Origin of the sequence: Candidatus Nitrosotalea sp. TS, assembly GCF_011319465.1 — an archaeon.
Lineage (GTDB): Archaea > Thermoproteota > Nitrososphaeria > Nitrososphaerales > Nitrosopumilaceae > Nitrosotalea.
In genome coordinates, this window is record NZ_RCMB01000021.1 from 1 (window position 1) to 14246 (window position 14246).

19 protein-coding genes are annotated in these 14246 nt (G+C 42.8%); 1 reads left to right on the forward strand and 18 read right to left on the reverse strand.

The window, feature by feature from the left end:
- Positions 1 to 13: 13 nt before the first annotated feature.
- The 6 genes from DYY67_RS09500 to DYY67_RS11725 all read right to left on the reverse strand — a co-directional run bounded on the left by DYY67_RS09500 (position 14) and on the right by DYY67_RS11725 (position 8917).
- Positions 14 to 5593 carry a hypothetical protein gene (locus DYY67_RS09500; protein ID WP_166392633.1) on the reverse strand — a complete coding sequence of 1860 codons (5580 nt, stop codon included), beginning with the start codon at positions 5591 to 5593 and terminating at the stop codon, positions 14 to 16.
- 261 nt (positions 5594 to 5854) lie between these two features.
- Positions 5855 to 6754 carry a glycosyltransferase family 2 protein gene (locus DYY67_RS09505; RefSeq protein ID WP_320416046.1) on the reverse strand — a complete coding sequence of 300 codons (900 nt, stop codon included), beginning with the start codon at positions 6752 to 6754 and terminating at the stop codon, positions 5855 to 5857.
- A gap of 238 nt (positions 6755 to 6992) precedes the next feature.
- Entirely contained in the window at positions 6993 to 7217 is a 225-nt protein-coding gene (locus DYY67_RS09510) for a DUF2283 domain-containing protein (RefSeq protein ID WP_166392634.1), read from the reverse strand.
- Positions 7198 to 7491, reverse strand: coding sequence for a DUF4258 domain-containing protein (locus tag DYY67_RS11950; RefSeq protein ID WP_166392635.1), 294 nt, complete (start codon positions 7489 to 7491; stop codon positions 7198 to 7200). Before DYY67_RS11950 ends, DYY67_RS09510 begins: the two co-directional genes overlap by 20 nt.
- Before the next feature lie 129 nt (positions 7492 to 7620).
- Positions 7621 to 8805 (reverse strand): NAD(P)/FAD-dependent oxidoreductase, encoded by a 1185-nt coding sequence (locus DYY67_RS09520; RefSeq protein WP_255493121.1) that lies wholly within the window; start codon positions 8803 to 8805, stop codon positions 7621 to 7623.
- A complete protein-coding gene (locus tag DYY67_RS11725) occupies positions 8699 to 8917 on the reverse strand; it encodes an FAD-dependent oxidoreductase (RefSeq protein WP_320416047.1) in 219 nt (72 codons plus the stop codon). Before DYY67_RS11725 ends, DYY67_RS09520 begins: the two co-directional genes overlap by 107 nt.
- Before the next feature lie 265 nt (positions 8918 to 9182).
- On the opposite strand from DYY67_RS11725, the gene DYY67_RS09525 reads away from it, so the two are divergent.
- Positions 9183 to 9692 carry a hypothetical protein gene (locus DYY67_RS09525; RefSeq protein ID WP_218584716.1) on the forward strand — a complete coding sequence of 170 codons (510 nt, stop codon included), beginning with the start codon at positions 9183 to 9185 and terminating at the stop codon, positions 9690 to 9692.
- Here the strand turns inward: DYY67_RS09525 and DYY67_RS09530 are convergent.
- The 12 genes from DYY67_RS09530 to DYY67_RS09585 form a co-directional block, all read right to left on the reverse strand.
- The gene (locus tag DYY67_RS09530) at positions 9689 to 9955 is read right to left on the reverse strand and encodes a hypothetical protein (protein ID WP_166392636.1); all 267 of its coding nucleotides are present in this window, start codon (positions 9953 to 9955) and stop codon (positions 9689 to 9691) included. The two genes, DYY67_RS09525 and DYY67_RS09530, sit on opposite strands and share 4 nt — an antisense overlap.
- Before the next feature lie 72 nt (positions 9956 to 10027).
- On the reverse strand, positions 10028 to 10315 hold the full coding sequence (locus DYY67_RS09535) for a hypothetical protein (RefSeq protein ID WP_166392637.1): 288 nt from the start codon (positions 10313 to 10315) through the stop codon (positions 10028 to 10030).
- Between the two features lie 76 nt (positions 10316 to 10391).
- On the reverse strand, positions 10392 to 10724 hold the full coding sequence (locus DYY67_RS09540; protein ID WP_166392638.1) for a hypothetical protein: 333 nt from the start codon (positions 10722 to 10724) through the stop codon (positions 10392 to 10394).
- Between the two features lie 3 nt (positions 10725 to 10727).
- Positions 10728 to 10913 carry a hypothetical protein gene (locus tag DYY67_RS09545; RefSeq protein ID WP_166391517.1) on the reverse strand — a complete coding sequence of 62 codons (186 nt, stop codon included), beginning with the start codon at positions 10911 to 10913 and terminating at the stop codon, positions 10728 to 10730.
- Between the two features lie 100 nt (positions 10914 to 11013).
- Positions 11014 to 11325, reverse strand: coding sequence for a type II toxin-antitoxin system VapC family toxin (locus DYY67_RS09550; RefSeq protein ID WP_255493122.1), 312 nt, complete (start codon positions 11323 to 11325; stop codon positions 11014 to 11016).
- Positions 11326 to 11455: 130 nt separating this feature from the next.
- Positions 11456 to 11686 carry an AbrB/MazE/SpoVT family DNA-binding domain-containing protein gene (locus DYY67_RS09555; protein WP_166392640.1) on the reverse strand — a complete coding sequence of 77 codons (231 nt, stop codon included), beginning with the start codon at positions 11684 to 11686 and terminating at the stop codon, positions 11456 to 11458.
- Between the two features lie 47 nt (positions 11687 to 11733).
- Complete coding sequence (locus DYY67_RS09560) at positions 11734 to 12042, reverse strand: ATP-binding protein (protein ID WP_166392647.1); 309 nt, start codon at positions 12040 to 12042, stop codon at positions 11734 to 11736.
- Positions 11978 to 12736 (reverse strand): PAS domain-containing sensor histidine kinase, encoded by a 759-nt coding sequence (locus DYY67_RS09565; protein ID WP_320416048.1) that lies wholly within the window; start codon positions 12734 to 12736, stop codon positions 11978 to 11980. Before DYY67_RS09565 ends, DYY67_RS09560 begins: the two co-directional genes overlap by 65 nt.
- Positions 12625 to 12903 carry a PAS domain S-box protein gene (locus tag DYY67_RS09570; RefSeq protein WP_320416049.1) on the reverse strand — a complete coding sequence of 93 codons (279 nt, stop codon included), beginning with the start codon at positions 12901 to 12903 and terminating at the stop codon, positions 12625 to 12627. The genes DYY67_RS09565 and DYY67_RS09570 overlap by 112 nt, the downstream gene beginning before the upstream one ends.
- Positions 12894 to 13352, reverse strand: coding sequence for a PAS domain-containing protein (locus tag DYY67_RS09575; RefSeq protein WP_166392643.1), 459 nt, complete (start codon positions 13350 to 13352; stop codon positions 12894 to 12896). The genes DYY67_RS09570 and DYY67_RS09575 overlap by 10 nt, the downstream gene beginning before the upstream one ends.
- Positions 13353 to 13491: 139 nt before the next feature.
- Positions 13492 to 13716 carry a hypothetical protein gene (locus DYY67_RS09580; protein WP_166392644.1) on the reverse strand — a complete coding sequence of 75 codons (225 nt, stop codon included), beginning with the start codon at positions 13714 to 13716 and terminating at the stop codon, positions 13492 to 13494.
- On the reverse strand, positions 13709 to 13936 hold the full coding sequence (locus DYY67_RS09585; RefSeq protein WP_166392645.1) for a hypothetical protein: 228 nt from the start codon (positions 13934 to 13936) through the stop codon (positions 13709 to 13711). The genes DYY67_RS09580 and DYY67_RS09585 overlap by 8 nt, the downstream gene beginning before the upstream one ends.
- Positions 13937 to 14246: the final 310 nt, after the last annotated feature.

A 14246-nucleotide genomic window follows, 5' to 3' on the forward strand; every position in this document is an offset into this window, starting at 1 on the left:
TGGTTTCTCTAGTCTACTGTACTGTGATCGGTAAACTCAATGGTGGCGACAGTGCGTTTGGATTGTCAATGCTCTGCCATACAAAGATTTGAGCAGTGTATGAGCCAGCTGCTGACGGAGTCCAAGACTGGGCCGGGTTGAGTGATTGACCTGCAGATAGTGTACCTGTGATCCATGAGAGTGACACTGTCACACCGTTGCTATCCTGTATTTGTACAAGATATGCAAATGGCTGGTCGGTGTTTTGTCCGTTAGCCAAATCAGCAGTCACTTGGACTTGCTGGCCTGTCTTTACGGTACCGTTGATTGCGTTGCCAAACGAGTCAACTACTCTTGGGTTGCTGGCCGGCGCTCTTTCGAGTGGAGGCACAACTGTACCAATGAATGTTGTCGCGGTCATGCGCAAGTCATCAGCCGTGGTGTATGGCGGAGGCAATGTTCTATCATCGTACTCGCCTGTTACTGTATCACCTTGTGAAACGTGCAACCTGTTACCAGATGACTGGAAGTTGGTTGTAAAGTATACCGTACCTTGGAAGATACCGGTATCCTGGCCAGTCTCTGTCATGGTGAGTTTGATTCCACCTGAATCAGAGTCAGACCACACGTTGGTGTCGAATTTATCGACTGCCTTTGGATTGAGGTTCATGTCTGGGTCTACGATCTGCAATACTCCTTGACCATTAGCTGGGTAGCTTGCCTGTAACCATGAGACTTCACCGATGTTCCATCTGATTAGTGCGGAACCAGTAACTGTTTGATCTCTTGTGAATTCAAACGATACTGATACACCGTCAGAGTCTTCTGCTGGGAGGAATCCATCTGTTGGACCACAAGGTGTTGATTGGTTGCAAGAGCCAGTGGCTCCGGTTCCAATTAATCCTGTTGGTTCGGTTCCTTCGCCATCAACACCGCCGATTCCCTTGAGGTTCTTATCGCCGGTGAGGATGACATATCCAGTGAAGATACCTGTGTCTACTCCGGTTTCAGATAGCTTGTAGAAGATCTGGTTGCCTCTAGTTGAGACAATTACCTGGTCTTCTCCGCCATTGTTTCCGATAGTGTCAATCAGGTTTGGATCAAAGTTGTGATCTGGTGCGACTACGGTAATGTAGACCATATCAGTCCAAGTGTATACCTTCTGGTCGAGTTCAACTGTTGCGCCAAAGTTGGAGGTGTAAATTGTCAGCTCAATATCTTGGCTGTTTGCACCTACTGTCTTGGCTCCTGCTGGACCCCAGTCAGTATATTCTAGGTTGATTTGCTCTCCTCTCTCAAGTATTGTAGTTCCCAGTTTTTGTGGGATCTTTATTACTGATTGGAAGATGCCTGTGTCTTTACCAGTCTCTACAAATGTTGAGGGCTTGGCATCAAAGGATGCAAAGATCGAACTGGCCGCTGCTTTATCGGCCAATGGACCCATGGTACCCTTGTATGCGTGCGAGTCCCACTCGATTAGATCAAGTGGTACTGTCTCAGCAGTTTGTGAGTCTAGGTTAAAGTCTGGTTCTACCAAGGTTAAGATCATGTCTGAACCTATGATGTAGACAGACTTGTCAGACTGTAGTACACCGTTTCTTAAGTCAAATGTTGCAGAGTCTGTGACAGTTTGTGTTTGACCTGATGCGTCACTTGTATCAAAGTATGTTACAGTGAGTACATCTCCTTGTCTTACACAGTAGTTGCTTCCAGATGGAGCCGGTGTCCAGAATCTTCCACCTTGATGACTGGAGGCAGTGCCACCAGCATTATTGTTTGGAGTCTGGGCTGTTGTGAACTTAGCGGTTCCATTGATTGACTGATCCCAGTTTGTTACTGCAGGGCAGTCTGTGCCGGCTGGACCATCAGTTAACTCAATTGGCAAATCAGCTTGGAAGATACCAGCACCTGGTGAGATCTCAGTCATAGGACCGAGGTCTGATACATGTGCCCAGACTGTTGAATTTTGAGCCGGGAGCTGAGTGCTGTTCAAGTTAATGATGTGACCGCCTCTGATGGCTGGACCACCTGCTGTTGCTAACAATACTGATTGACCTTGTCGTGTGATCTGGAAGGCTACTGGACCGTTATTCACATTTGTATGCGAGTTTGCATACCATACACCGCTTGCAATGAAGTTAGTACCTGATGCAGCTAGTGTATAGTCTGGGTCATTGACTCTTGCGTGTACAAGGACAGTGCCTGCTGGCAATGTCAATTGTTGGCCTACGAGTCCACCAGTAGATGGAATTAGTCCTGAGCCTGACAGATCTCTGTGTAATGGGAAGATACCGTTCAGGCTAGCATCTTTTGCGATATTGCCTGAGTCAGAAGAGGTATCAAAGTTAGCTCCACCAAGTCCTGCTACATTCAGTGCTCCGAATGGGACTGGGTAAACTGCTTTGTCCAACTTTACTGAACCGGTATTTCCTCTGATACCAGCATTGTCAGATACTTCGACCGATTTGCCTGATTCATCTCTAAAGTCAACATAGTTGACCTTGATGTTCAGACCGTTGGTTATTACAGATGTGCCTGCTTGGCAGACATGATCTGGAACTTCGAATGTACCTGTGAAGATACCTGAACCTGCAGCAGTCTCAACTAGTGAGAATCCTGAGGCTGAAAGACTTGTTGCAAATCCACCTGGTACAGTACCTGTATTGCTTTCTGTAGCAAAGCAGGCTGCCTTATTAGCATTAACACCGGCGATGTTTGCATCAGTCCATCTGATATCTGCTTGACCAAATTGTATATCTAAGAGCCTTCCAATGGCTGTGCCATCAGAATATGTACCAAGATCGCGTGCACCGATTGTATCGGTTGCTACGTCTGGTGTTTGGGTCTCATCGATAGCTCCACCAGAAATTGGTGGTGCTACTGCGGTATAGATTACAACGAGGTCGTTGTTGGTATTGAGGTCTGGGTCGTTAACTGTAACTGTCACAGTGTCTCCTACCTTGTATGTCTTCTGGTCAAATGATACGGTTCCAGAGTGAGTTGGGATATCCTGCTGTGCAGATATCTGTGTGTTGACACCGTCGGCACCTAAATCTAAATAGGTTACCTGTGGTGCGCTTGCCTCAGACTGGAGCATATCTTGGATGGCTACAAATAACACATCATGGTTGATGGTTCTCAAATTAGCATAGGTACTTGGGTTGAGAAGGTTCAACTGGTTGAGCATAAGGAACTGTGTTGTTCCAGCGAATACACCAGTGTTGTCACCGGTCTCTTCAAGCTCCCATCTGTAGATGGCGTTGTTTATTCTCTGATTGTTGTTAGTACCGTCTCCTATGATACCGATTGAGAAGATATCAGCTACTGCCGGGATTCCAGCAGTTGTTACTGTGCTACCTGCCTTGCTAATCACTGGAAGTGTTGTGCCAGATGTTGTAAACTGGAACACAAATCCAATGCGTGCAGTTGCAGGGATGCTAAATATTCTCTCATCAAAGATTTGGCCTGTAGCATTTGTCGCATTGGTATTGACAAATGACTCTAGGTTAGTAGCGTTTGCAATAGAGATGGCATGCAAGTTTTGAACTGGAACTCCGCCACTGTTTATGATGGCGCCGCCAGTACTATTGTATGCCAGGAATACCTGCACTGCTGTTGGATCAGTTCCAGTTGCACCGTTCAGGCTGGTAAATCCTCTCAGGTCAAAGTTCACGAAGTTAAATCCGTGGAACCTTGTTGATGCGGTTGTACCGGTCGTGTTGGTGTTGTGGATAGTATTCAACAGTGTTTGCATGGTAGCCCCCGTATCAACAACTAGAGCACCAGTAGGCTGAATATCAACGACAGTGCCGTTGGTAAACGAGAATACGGGTCTGTTGCTAAAGGACTCATCTACAGCATTATCTACTGCTGTTGCAACTTTGCTAGGTGTAATTGTAAAGAGTGTGGTTCCGTTTCCGCCGACCGGTTCTGTGCTTGCTGCTGTTGCAGCTAATGCGGCAGTCTCCTTGCCAGCGTTCAATGAGAATGGAGTTCCAATCTTCATTGTTGACACTCTGTCTACATTACTACCATAATCGTTGAGATGTTCGGTAACTTTTGAGTTTTTGTTCTCATCCATATCGGTTAGTGTGACTGGAATTCTTGTACCTGATGGCCAAGTGCCGTTTGTTGCGGTCATTGTTATACTACCAAATGCAAAGCCGCCTACGATGCTACCTCCAAGAGAATTATAGTTGAAGGTGGCAGACTGGCCTCGAATTGACTGTCCAATAGAAGTTTCTTCTGCTGGACTTAGTGTTACAATGTTTGACACATGTGCGCCGTCCCAGTTACCAAAGACGCCTGTATCCACACCACCTTGCTCGATGAAGGTGATTGGCTCAGAGTCTACACCGATTGATTCGGTTCTCAGGTGTGCTGGGTTTCCTCTGTTGCTGTTAGACGATGAGTCTGTAGTGCTGTTGAGGATTTGCTTGCCGTTAGACTGGAAGTCTACAACTCTAACAGACTGTGCTGTTGGATTGAATGTAAACTGTCCATTGTGGTTGAAGTTGAAGTGTGTCAGGTTGCCAATCAAGTTCTGCATAGCTGGCGCACCTACTGACGCGCCTGGCATCTTTCCGTTGAAGACATCAGGTACGGCATTAGCTACTGATTTTATACCATCTGCGCGTTGATTGTCGTTCCTGTCAAATGCCATATAGTACAATGTACTATTTGTGGTATTTGCACCCCAAGTCCAAGAGTCTTCCTCTGTTGGGTCTACGTTAAGCTGTGGGTCGTTCATTGTCAAGAACACTTGTGTGTTTTCTGGATAAGCTGTCCTATCCGTGGTAACACTGATCAAGTTACTAGGAATTCTATCAAAAGTCAGGTTGACGACTTGGTCGCCACCTGCTGCTGCATAGTCAACTGTTACTGGAGTTGGAATTGCTGAGAAATCATATAGCTGGATAATTGGCCATGCATCTGCATATTGTTTAGATGCGGCAAAGCCGTTGCCAATATTGGTGCCAGTTAAACCTACATTGCTCAGAGTCTTGTTCTCTCTGATCACGTTTTCTGCTGTGATACCTGTTGTTGCACCTGCATCACTGTTAAATGTACAAGAGTTGGAAAGAGTTCCAACTGATGCCAAACTAAATGGTGATAGTGGTGCAGAAGTACTACCGTTGAATACATCTCTTGCAACAGTAAAGCCCTTGGTGTCTGTATAAGACAAACCAGTTCTTAATCCTGATGCGTCAGATGTTGGACCACAGAAGTAACCAAAGTTTAGACCTTGACCAGATACTGGTGCAGTCTTACCTGCAAATTCAGCTTGATTTCTATCAGCAAAGTATCCATACCAGTTGCCGTCTGTACCCTGTGCCATTCTCAGTCTCTTACCGTTGACAGTTACCACGGGTTCACCGTATGCTTGATTCAATTGATTGATGTTTGGATCAGATACGATTACTTGAACCACTTGTGGACCTGCAAAGTAATTGTTCCACTGAGAATTTTCAGCAGAGACAAACAAGTTAGGATGCGAAGCTACTTGAGCGTGTGCTGCTGGCATTGCGTTTGGCAATGCAAATGCAGCGCTGCTCAGAAGTAGGATCGATAATAGTGATAGACTAGTTATTTTTCGTAATAGATTGTTGTACATAGTTATTGTAATTTTTGCACGAATTTAGATATATAAGCATAATGGACGATTTATTCACTTTTGGTACCAAGATCATTTTATTTTGAATCTGGGAGCCGCAATTATGAATAATCCATAAACTGGTATTATAGATTTTACAATTTTGGTCATTTTTGGCAGATCCATGTAAGATTCCTTACTGCCGCTCGCGCATTAATGTTGCGGTTCTGTTAACTTGTCATGATTTGGCGACAGCATGTCAGTCTCGTTTTTTATGCAATGTTACTGTCTTTCGCGCATGAGTGTTGCCATTGAAAACAGTATTACTGCGGTGACGCATAAAATTGTCCCAACCAAAAATAAAATGATTGCTGCCATAAGCGAGCCCAAAAAGATTACCTGCTTGTTCAGATATGCATCCAGGAATTGGTAGCCAATGACAGAGCCTGCAATTACTAGTGCGATACCGGGAAACCCGTAAAATGGAATCGGGTGTTTTACTGAAATAAACTTCAGAGTATTCATCAGTACTGCGACACCATGCGGGACAGGACTTTGCGTTGACGTGTCGCCGTTGTAGGATACCGTGATTGGAACTTCGGCCAGGCTCAATCCCTTGTTTGATATCTTGAGCAAAATTTCAGTTGATACTGACATGCCAGTTTCTGTTGGATGAATTGACTCTATTGCCTGCTTTGAATATGCGCGAAATCCCGACTGGGCATCGCTTACCTTAAAGTCAGCTCCAAAGTTTGCAGCCGATGTTATTATTTTGATTCCTTGTTTTCTGTATCCTGGCGTACTAGAGCTTTTGTTCAAAAACCTTGAACCGATTACGACATCTACATTGTTTTGTTTTAGTGTATCAAGCAAGAGGGGAATTTGATCAGGATTGTGTTGCCCGTCACCATCAATTGTCACCATGGTATCAGCATTTTCCTGTCTTGCCCTGTCAAATAGCGTAATGATTGATGCGCCATAGCCTTCATTTTTTTTGTGCGATATTACTGTCGCACCACTTTGCTTTGCAATTTTTGCAGTACCGTCAGTCGAGCCATCATCGCATACAATTACCTTGTCTGCATATTGGAGCGAGTGCTTTACCACATCTCCAATTATCTTTTCCTCATTGTATGCCGGAATGCAGACTAGAATCATGATATCAACAAACTCTCTATCCACTCTTTTAATTTAGTTTCCGGTTACCAACCAAAGCCACATATACCTAAACTACTTGCAAGCACTCCTACGCGTAGATATCCTATTGTGAGAGATGACAATCTATCAATTCAATGATTTGTTATGAAGTGATTTCCTGATTTGCATTCAAAAATTCCAGCACATTGCCATAGTCCCATGGTCCGCACGCTGTGTTTGTATCTACATTACGGCATAACCTGAACTGTAGGAATGATATCTGCTATTGCACTAGTTCTATTTCTTTTACAGAATGGCGTAAAATTTCTTCTATATCTCTAGATTTTTTCTTGGGAAGCATTATTTCTAGACCAAAGGCCTGTCCATTTTCTGCAACATCTAGATACGTTCCCTTGCCCAATGGTATGGTTTTAGTAATTCGTTGTTTACCTTTTGCAAATTTCACGTATATTGCATTTGCCAATGGATCATATTGTGCTAAAACCATATCTTTTCAATATTCCTTTTGTTGTCCACATTACTGAAATAATCCAAACTGCCGTATTAAACTTGCTATGTACTATGAGTAGATAGGCTTGGTTTTTGGTGTATGGATGTATAGCTAAACCGTAGCTCTTGTAGTTATCTTCCCTTGGATCGTAAACTGTTTCTATAGGACTGTTAATTATAGATTCAATTTGTTTTTCAGATATATCACGTTGTTGGCTCCGTAATCTTGCATGTCGCGTTAGACGTATAGAATATCTTTTTGGAGACGACAATTCGTTTCTAGTATGAACGGTTTCCAGATAAGCTTTTCATGCACTGTCCCAACTCTTCCATTTTGCAAAGTTGAAAGTAAATCGTCAGATAGTAACTGCCAAATCAGTACACAAATCTAGAACAATTCCCTAATTTGCATTCAAAAATTCCAGCACCTTGCCATAGTCCCATGGTCCGCACCCTGTGTTCTGTATCTTTATGATTCCCTTTTGGCGCATCTGTTCAATTACATACACTGCAAACGGCAGTGCACCTGTAGCGCCAGGCGAGTTGTAGTTTAGGATGTGAGTTGACTTTGTTCCCTCTTTTATGACCGCATCTGGGACAAACTTGCCTGAGCTGTCAATTACCGATGCTCTCACCCCTGCAGTGCCTCGGGTATGGAATTTTGACGGAATCACCTTGGGGAGAAACTCCCTTACTCGATTTATCATTGCATTTTTTGATACAGAAGAGAGAAACTCGCTTGTCGCAAGCGAGAGAAACTGGGAATCAAACAGCATCTTTGCTGCGCCAGACGACAGCATCTCGACAATCTTTGACGGAAACTCTTTGATGTTTTCTGTGAAATTATACCCGTATGGACTGAAGACCGGCACTGCATTTGGCCCTACCTCACATCGTCCGTCATGTCGCACAATCCAGTGCGGATCCAGGAATGGATACTCGGGATGTTTTGGGACAGAATATACTGAGACTCGGGTTAGGTTGCTGTAGATTTTGTCAGCCTGCCAGTATTCTCCGCGAAAGTGAATGTCTGTGAGATCTTGTGCAGTACCCATTGCATGAGCAATATCAATTGACATTCCACCTGCTGCGTTTATGATATGGTCTGTCTGTATGGTACCAGAATTTGTTTTAATCTCAAGAAATTCTTTTTTGTCCTGTATTTTCTCAGCTCTTGTGTTTAGCAAAAAACTTGCACCGCTTTGCTTTGCGTCCTCCATCAGAGATTTGGTAAACTTGCCAAAGTCTACTGATGCGTCCTTGGTACAAAGTATTGCCTTTTGGCAGTGCACCTCAGGCTCTTGTCTTGACACCTCGGAGCTGTCTAAAAATTTCATTTCGTCTTTTTTTAATCCGTTCTGCTCTCCCCATGACAGATACTTTTCAAGCCTCTTTGTTCCCTGCTCGTCAAGTGACACTTCCAAGACTCCGTCTTTTTTGAACGGCAAACTCTTTTGTTTTGCGTACGTCTCCCACATCTCAAACCCTAGTGCTGCGGCTTTTGCAAATAGCCTCTTTTTTTGTGGGTCGTAGAGAAACGGCGCGTGAACCTTTGCCGGTGTTTCTTGAACTGGTATGGAATGCAACCTCTGGTGCTTGTTCTAGTACCAGAACTTTCTTGTCTGTCACATGGGATAGGAAATATCCAAGCGAAGTTCCTAAAATTCCCGCACCAATTATCGTAATGTCAGACTTCACAACTAGATTCTTGCCACTAAGGGATCCAATAGATGTTTTGATTGAATTGCCATATTATGATACCATCACCTTGGCATTATCAACCGTTGATTTGACAAAACCCCAAAAATATCATTTGGATCCGTATAGAATCTTGTCTATCTCTTTGCTTGTCTTGTGTGTACCTCGACCCCAGTCAAATGGTTTTACCTTGAGAAGTATTCTAGGGTCTTTTTTCATATTACTCTCATATTCTCTGGACATAATCAGTTTTGCTACATATAGAATGAATTTCAAATATGATTCTGTGGAAAAATTTAATTTGTTTCATGCATACTGGGATGCAATGAAGTTTGCCATACTTGGGTGCGTGATGCTGCTTGTGGCATCTTCCAGTCCTGCATGGGCTGCGTTTGATACTGACGGAAATTATTACTGCAATAGTTCCAACCTTCCACTGGAGGAGACAATCTACAAGTCATCTGTAGCCAAGATAGACAGTGATCTGAATTCATATCTCTCGCTGAATCCAAGTGCGACGGACCAGGAACTGCACAGCTACCTAATATCTGACCCTGAAGTTGCACAGCCATATTCGATCATGGAGCAATCAAAGGCATGTCTCCAGTCAAATGGGGTCAGCCCCAATGCGATTGTATCACCAAGCTCGCTATTTCTTGAAGTCTTTGCAGCGCCAGAGTTTGGAATAGTATCAGGGCTTGTGTTTGGCATTACACTTGCAAGCGTTGTTGTGCTTCAAAATAAAATTAACAAGTCCATACTTTTAAAAATCTAGGGTGCTGCATGGCCCCAGCCTCTTGCCTCAAGCACTGACATGGTATTTTGCGTTACACATGCAGGACGCGAGTTAGAGTTGTTTATCACCAAGTAAAATCCTGAAGGACACTTGACGTTTGTTGGCTGGGCTCCTGCAGCGACTTGAGCTCCTGGCGATGGTAACTTGCTTGCCATTGAACCTGAATTCATTGAACCTGTTGTCATGGTACCATTTCGCATGGTACTGTTTGTCATGGTTCCACTTGGCATTGTACTAATCATGGTACCATTTGATGACTTGGCTGTTGCATTTGTCCCATTGCCATATTTTCTTTGGGTGATGTGCCGTTTGCATTATTTTTTGTTCCATTTGTAGTCTTGGCAACTGTTGCGTTTGCCGATAGATTCACCTGTGTTGCAATGCTTGGAGTTACTTGTCTGGTTTGTGCTCTGTGAAACTGATTTTGCATTAGAGCCTGTCGTGGCTGACCCAGGAGTCTCGCCTGGTGCACATACATGGTCACCGCAGATTGGTGCACACGGTTGTGATGCGGTGCAGGGGGTCTGGGCTGATGCATGCATTCCATAACCTAACATGGAACCTGCAAGCAATATTGATAACATCACTGGAATAATCTTCATACTCTTGGTTGTACAAATGGGCAAATAAAGTTTAAGGTACATGACTGATGCATTCTTTCAAATAAGGTGCAGCCTATTAGAACTTGTTTATAGTTACATAATACATCATTATGTCTTTTTGTTCAAATCTTGTCTTTAGTTTTTTCTTTAAATTATGAAAAAACTCTACATTCTTTTTTGTCTTCTCACAGACCACCCAGTACGTACTGTTTTCATCGCTGATCCTATTTTTCGTATTGGGATCTGTCCATCCGCCTATTAGAGTCGAGTTATCTACTGTGCAGCCGCCAAATCTTTCAACAATCTCCTCAAAAGTTTTTGAATATTTCTTGCCTTCTATTTTCTTGCGTTTGCCAGCAGAACTATTGTAATAATGAGGAAGCAGAATTTCTACCTTAAGATAAGGCACTGTCTATTCGACAAGTTCGTACTTTATATTCTTATTTTTGAGCAACTTGCAGTCTTTTTTTTGCACGACAAGCGTATTTTTTCCAATGCCGCTGAATTGTGACTTTGAATGTATCAATTCATAGAACGCTTTTGCTTTTTCACTTTCAGTTTTAAAACTTATTGTGCAGGTGCCATTGCTTGATGTCATTTTTGATATACAGTAGATAACCTGTTACTGTATTTAAAATAAATGTCACAGAGTTTGATATCGCTATCCGTATTGCATATAATTTGAAGCAATTTTTCTGCTATTTCTTTTTGGCACGCCTAAACCTATTGAGTAGATCTTTTGATGATATAGTCTCAAGATATCGACTAGCTTTCTTTAGCTCTTTGTCGTGTGTTACAAGATATCGTGCACCTTTTGCAAGTCCGGTGGCAATTATGATAGCATCAGGCAATCTAAGACCTGTATCTGCACGGATCCTTGCCGCTGCATCAGATATAGGCACATCAAGCCCGGCAATTACAAAACCCTTGGTAGAAATCAAATGGGAAAGCAGTTCCTCTTTACCCCTTTTGTCTCCGTGATGAATAGTATTCTGTACACAATTCCGCAATTGAGATTACTGATATGATCGCTTGTATGGAACCATCTTTCAACTGCATCCAATACCTGCAAAGAGTGTATAGAATGCTGTTCGCCAGTATTCTTAGCATTCAATAAGATGTTGGTATCAAGTATTGCAGTTATTGCCATTCTTTACGCATTCTCTTTTGGAATTTGATACTTGTTCTTTCCACGGTTTCTGCCTGCGTAAATTCAGAAGTCTTTCCTTGAAGCTTTTTTATTGTTGCCTGTCCGTCCTCAATGGCAAAGATTACTTTATCACCTTCCTTTAGATCAAGCGAAGTCCTGATCTCCTTTGGGATAGTTATCTGGCCCTTGGTAGTAATTGAACCTATACTCAGCTCTGACATTTCCTTACCTTATAGTAAGGAATTCCTTGCTATTAAGTATTAAAGTATCAGACAGGTAGCAGTATGTGAATCTCTGTTCCCTGTCCCATCCCTTTTGATTCTGCCCAAATCTTTCCGCCATGTCCTTCCACTATTCCCTTGCATATTGACAGGCCAAGCCCTGTGCCCTTGTGCTCCCTTGTGTTTGACGTGTCCACCTGATAGAACCTAACAAAGATCTTGTCCAGCTTGTCTTTTTGAATTCCAGTACCGTTGTCCTTTACAACTATAGAGTAGGACCTTTCTTCCTTGTCAAGTGTTATTGATATGTTGCCGCCCTTCTTTGGGCAGAAAATTGATTGCGTTAAGTATGAGATTCGTCATGACCTGGGATATTCTGGTATGGTCGCATGTGCATGTGATATCGTGTTTGAGTAACGTAGTTACCTCTATCCCATTTTTGTCAGTTAGCGGCTTTATGCTGGATATGGTATTTGAGATGATCTCTGCCAGGTTGTGCGCACTTTTGTCGAGTTTTAGCTGTCCAATCTCTATCTTTTGCACGTCAAGCAGATCAGATATCAGTTTTTGCATGGACTCTGTACTTGACTTTACTATCTCAAGCCTTTCATGCTGTGTTGTTGTGAGAGGACCGAACTTTCCTGCAAGTGTCAGATCAACGTAGCCCTGTATTGGAACAAGGGGCGTCTTTAGTTCATGTGTGACCATTGCCAAAAATTCGTCCTTTGTAAGCTCTGCATTTTTTAGTGCCGTGTACTGTTCGCTTAGCTTTGCCTGGTCTTCTTCTATCTTTTTTCTAGAGTAATAGATTTCAGTGATATCCCTTAATGCGACTGTCCTTCCAGTCAGCACTCCTTTCTCATCATAAATGTTGGTGCCGCTAAGCAGCGTTGGAAATGTAGAACCGTCCTTTCTTTTCATCCATATCTCCCTGTTGATTATCTTGCCGTTCTCTTTCCACTCTGCAATTGATTTTGCCAGCTCATCATAACTTTTTTCTGCAGTGTGATCAATTGCCTGTGTTTTCCTATGATCTCCTCTTTTGTATATCCAAGGTTTTTTGCATATGCGTCATTGCAGTCAATTATTTTTTCATCAGCTGTAATGGTGCGTAGCATGTCAGGCGAGCCATCATACAGATTGCGGTATTTTTTTTCTGTCAGTATAAGGGACTCGTGTGTCTTTTTTAATTCTGCATACTGGTCTTTTATCCGAATCTCGCCCTCTTCTGCTTTTTTAGTGTATCATACAGTCGTGATATGTCCTGTATTGCAATGATGTATTCTGGAGGTTCTTTTTTTCCAAGTCTTGCACCGCTGCACATGCCGTAAAACTTTGCTCCATCTTTTTTTATCAGCAGTATCTCAATTAGCGGGCCCACTCCGGTCTTTTGCATCTGTGCAAACCCGTCTAGTGCCACCTTTTTGTAACTGGGCTCAATAAAGTCAAAGCACGACCTGCCAATAATCTCGTCTTCTGTATACCCAATGTAATCAAGCGCCCTTTTGTTGATGTCAGTTATTATTCCTCCAGAGTCAAGCGTGCACATTAGATTGGGAGATACCTCAAAAAGCATACTGAATCTGCTTTCGTCGTGGTCTTGCAAGTCCATATTTTCATAACACGTACCGTCCACCCTTTTATAACCCCAGTCACTGGTTGCCAAATTTTAGGATTTTTAGTAGCCTGTCTCATTGTAGCACGAACACTTTTTTGACTTGTGCGTAATGCACCCGACAAGCCTGTGGTCCTTGCAGCCACAGATTATGCATTTTTTGTTCATCTGAATTACCTTGTACCATATACTATATGTTAGTTGATTTATGAAAATGGTCTGTTAGTTTCTTCAATGCCCCAGATGCAATCCTCTTGTATTTGTGATATGTTTTACCCGTCTTTATGTCATGACGTGAATTTGAAACAGGTAGTTCCAATGGCTTTAGCTGATGTAACTTTGTTTTATTGTCATCTTTTTTCTGGTCCTTGATAATGTTTGCAAGTTCTTGTCTGAGATAATTTATTTCATGCATGAAGATACGAGATCTCCTGCCCGCGATTTGTCTGGTTGAATCCAGTGAATGTCTGGTTTGAGTATCCGTTAAATGAGAGCTGTGTTCTGTTAGAGTATCCGTTAAATGAGAACTTGGCATGGTCTGGCTCTGGCTTTTGATCTCCTTGGTATGAAAACGATGCGGGCACAGTAGCAGCGACAAGCACTAGTGCAAGAAATATCCCTAGCAGCCTAATCATTATTCCAAGTTTGTGCAAATTTGTTTTAAGGCTTGGTGAGGAATGTGAAGTAATCTTTAAATGAAAACTTGGGATTTTTTAAATTCTGCAATTGTTATTTTTTCTTCCATAAGATCAATTATCAATTCCAAAAATGGTGAGAATCTTCCATACGATTTTATTATATCACAGATGCATCTCACTTTAATGTCTGGACAGGAGCCTATCGAGTGGCAGATCATTGACAAGGTACAGGAAACTGACCAATGCCTACACGTATACATTTTCTGCTGGAAAATCTGAAGACTGTTCAATTGGACAGTTTGTGACA

Excerpts from the sequence above, each read along its gene's own strand:
- DYY67_RS09500 (WP_166392633.1), bottom strand. The coding sequence starts at position 5,593 with ATGTACAACAATCTATTACGAAAAATAACTAGTCTATCACTATTATCG.
- DYY67_RS09510 (WP_166392634.1), bottom strand. The coding sequence starts at position 7,217 with ATGGTTTTAGCACAATATGATCCATTGGCAAATGCAATATACGTGAAA.
- DYY67_RS09525 (WP_218584716.1), top strand. The coding sequence starts at position 9,183 with ATGAATTTCAAATATGATTCTGTGGAAAAATTTAATTTGTTTCATGCA.
- DYY67_RS09530 (WP_166392636.1), bottom strand. The coding sequence starts at position 9,955 with ATGATTAGTACAATGCCAAGTGGAACCATGACAAACAGTACCATGCGA.
- DYY67_RS09535 (WP_166392637.1), bottom strand. The coding sequence starts at position 10,315 with ATGAAGATTATTCCAGTGATGTTATCAATATTGCTTGCAGGTTCCATG.
- DYY67_RS09545 (WP_166391517.1), bottom strand. The coding sequence starts at position 10,913 with ATGACATCAAGCAATGGCACCTGCACAATAAGTTTTAAAACTGAAAGT.
- DYY67_RS09555 (WP_166392640.1), bottom strand. The coding sequence starts at position 11,686 with ATGTCAGAGCTGAGTATAGGTTCAATTACTACCAAGGGCCAGATAACT.
- DYY67_RS09580 (WP_166392644.1), bottom strand. The coding sequence starts at position 13,716 with ATGCATGAAATAAATTATCTCAGACAAGAACTTGCAAACATTATCAAG.
- DYY67_RS09585 (WP_166392645.1), bottom strand. The coding sequence starts at position 13,936 with ATGATTAGGCTGCTAGGGATATTTCTTGCACTAGTGCTTGTCGCTGCT.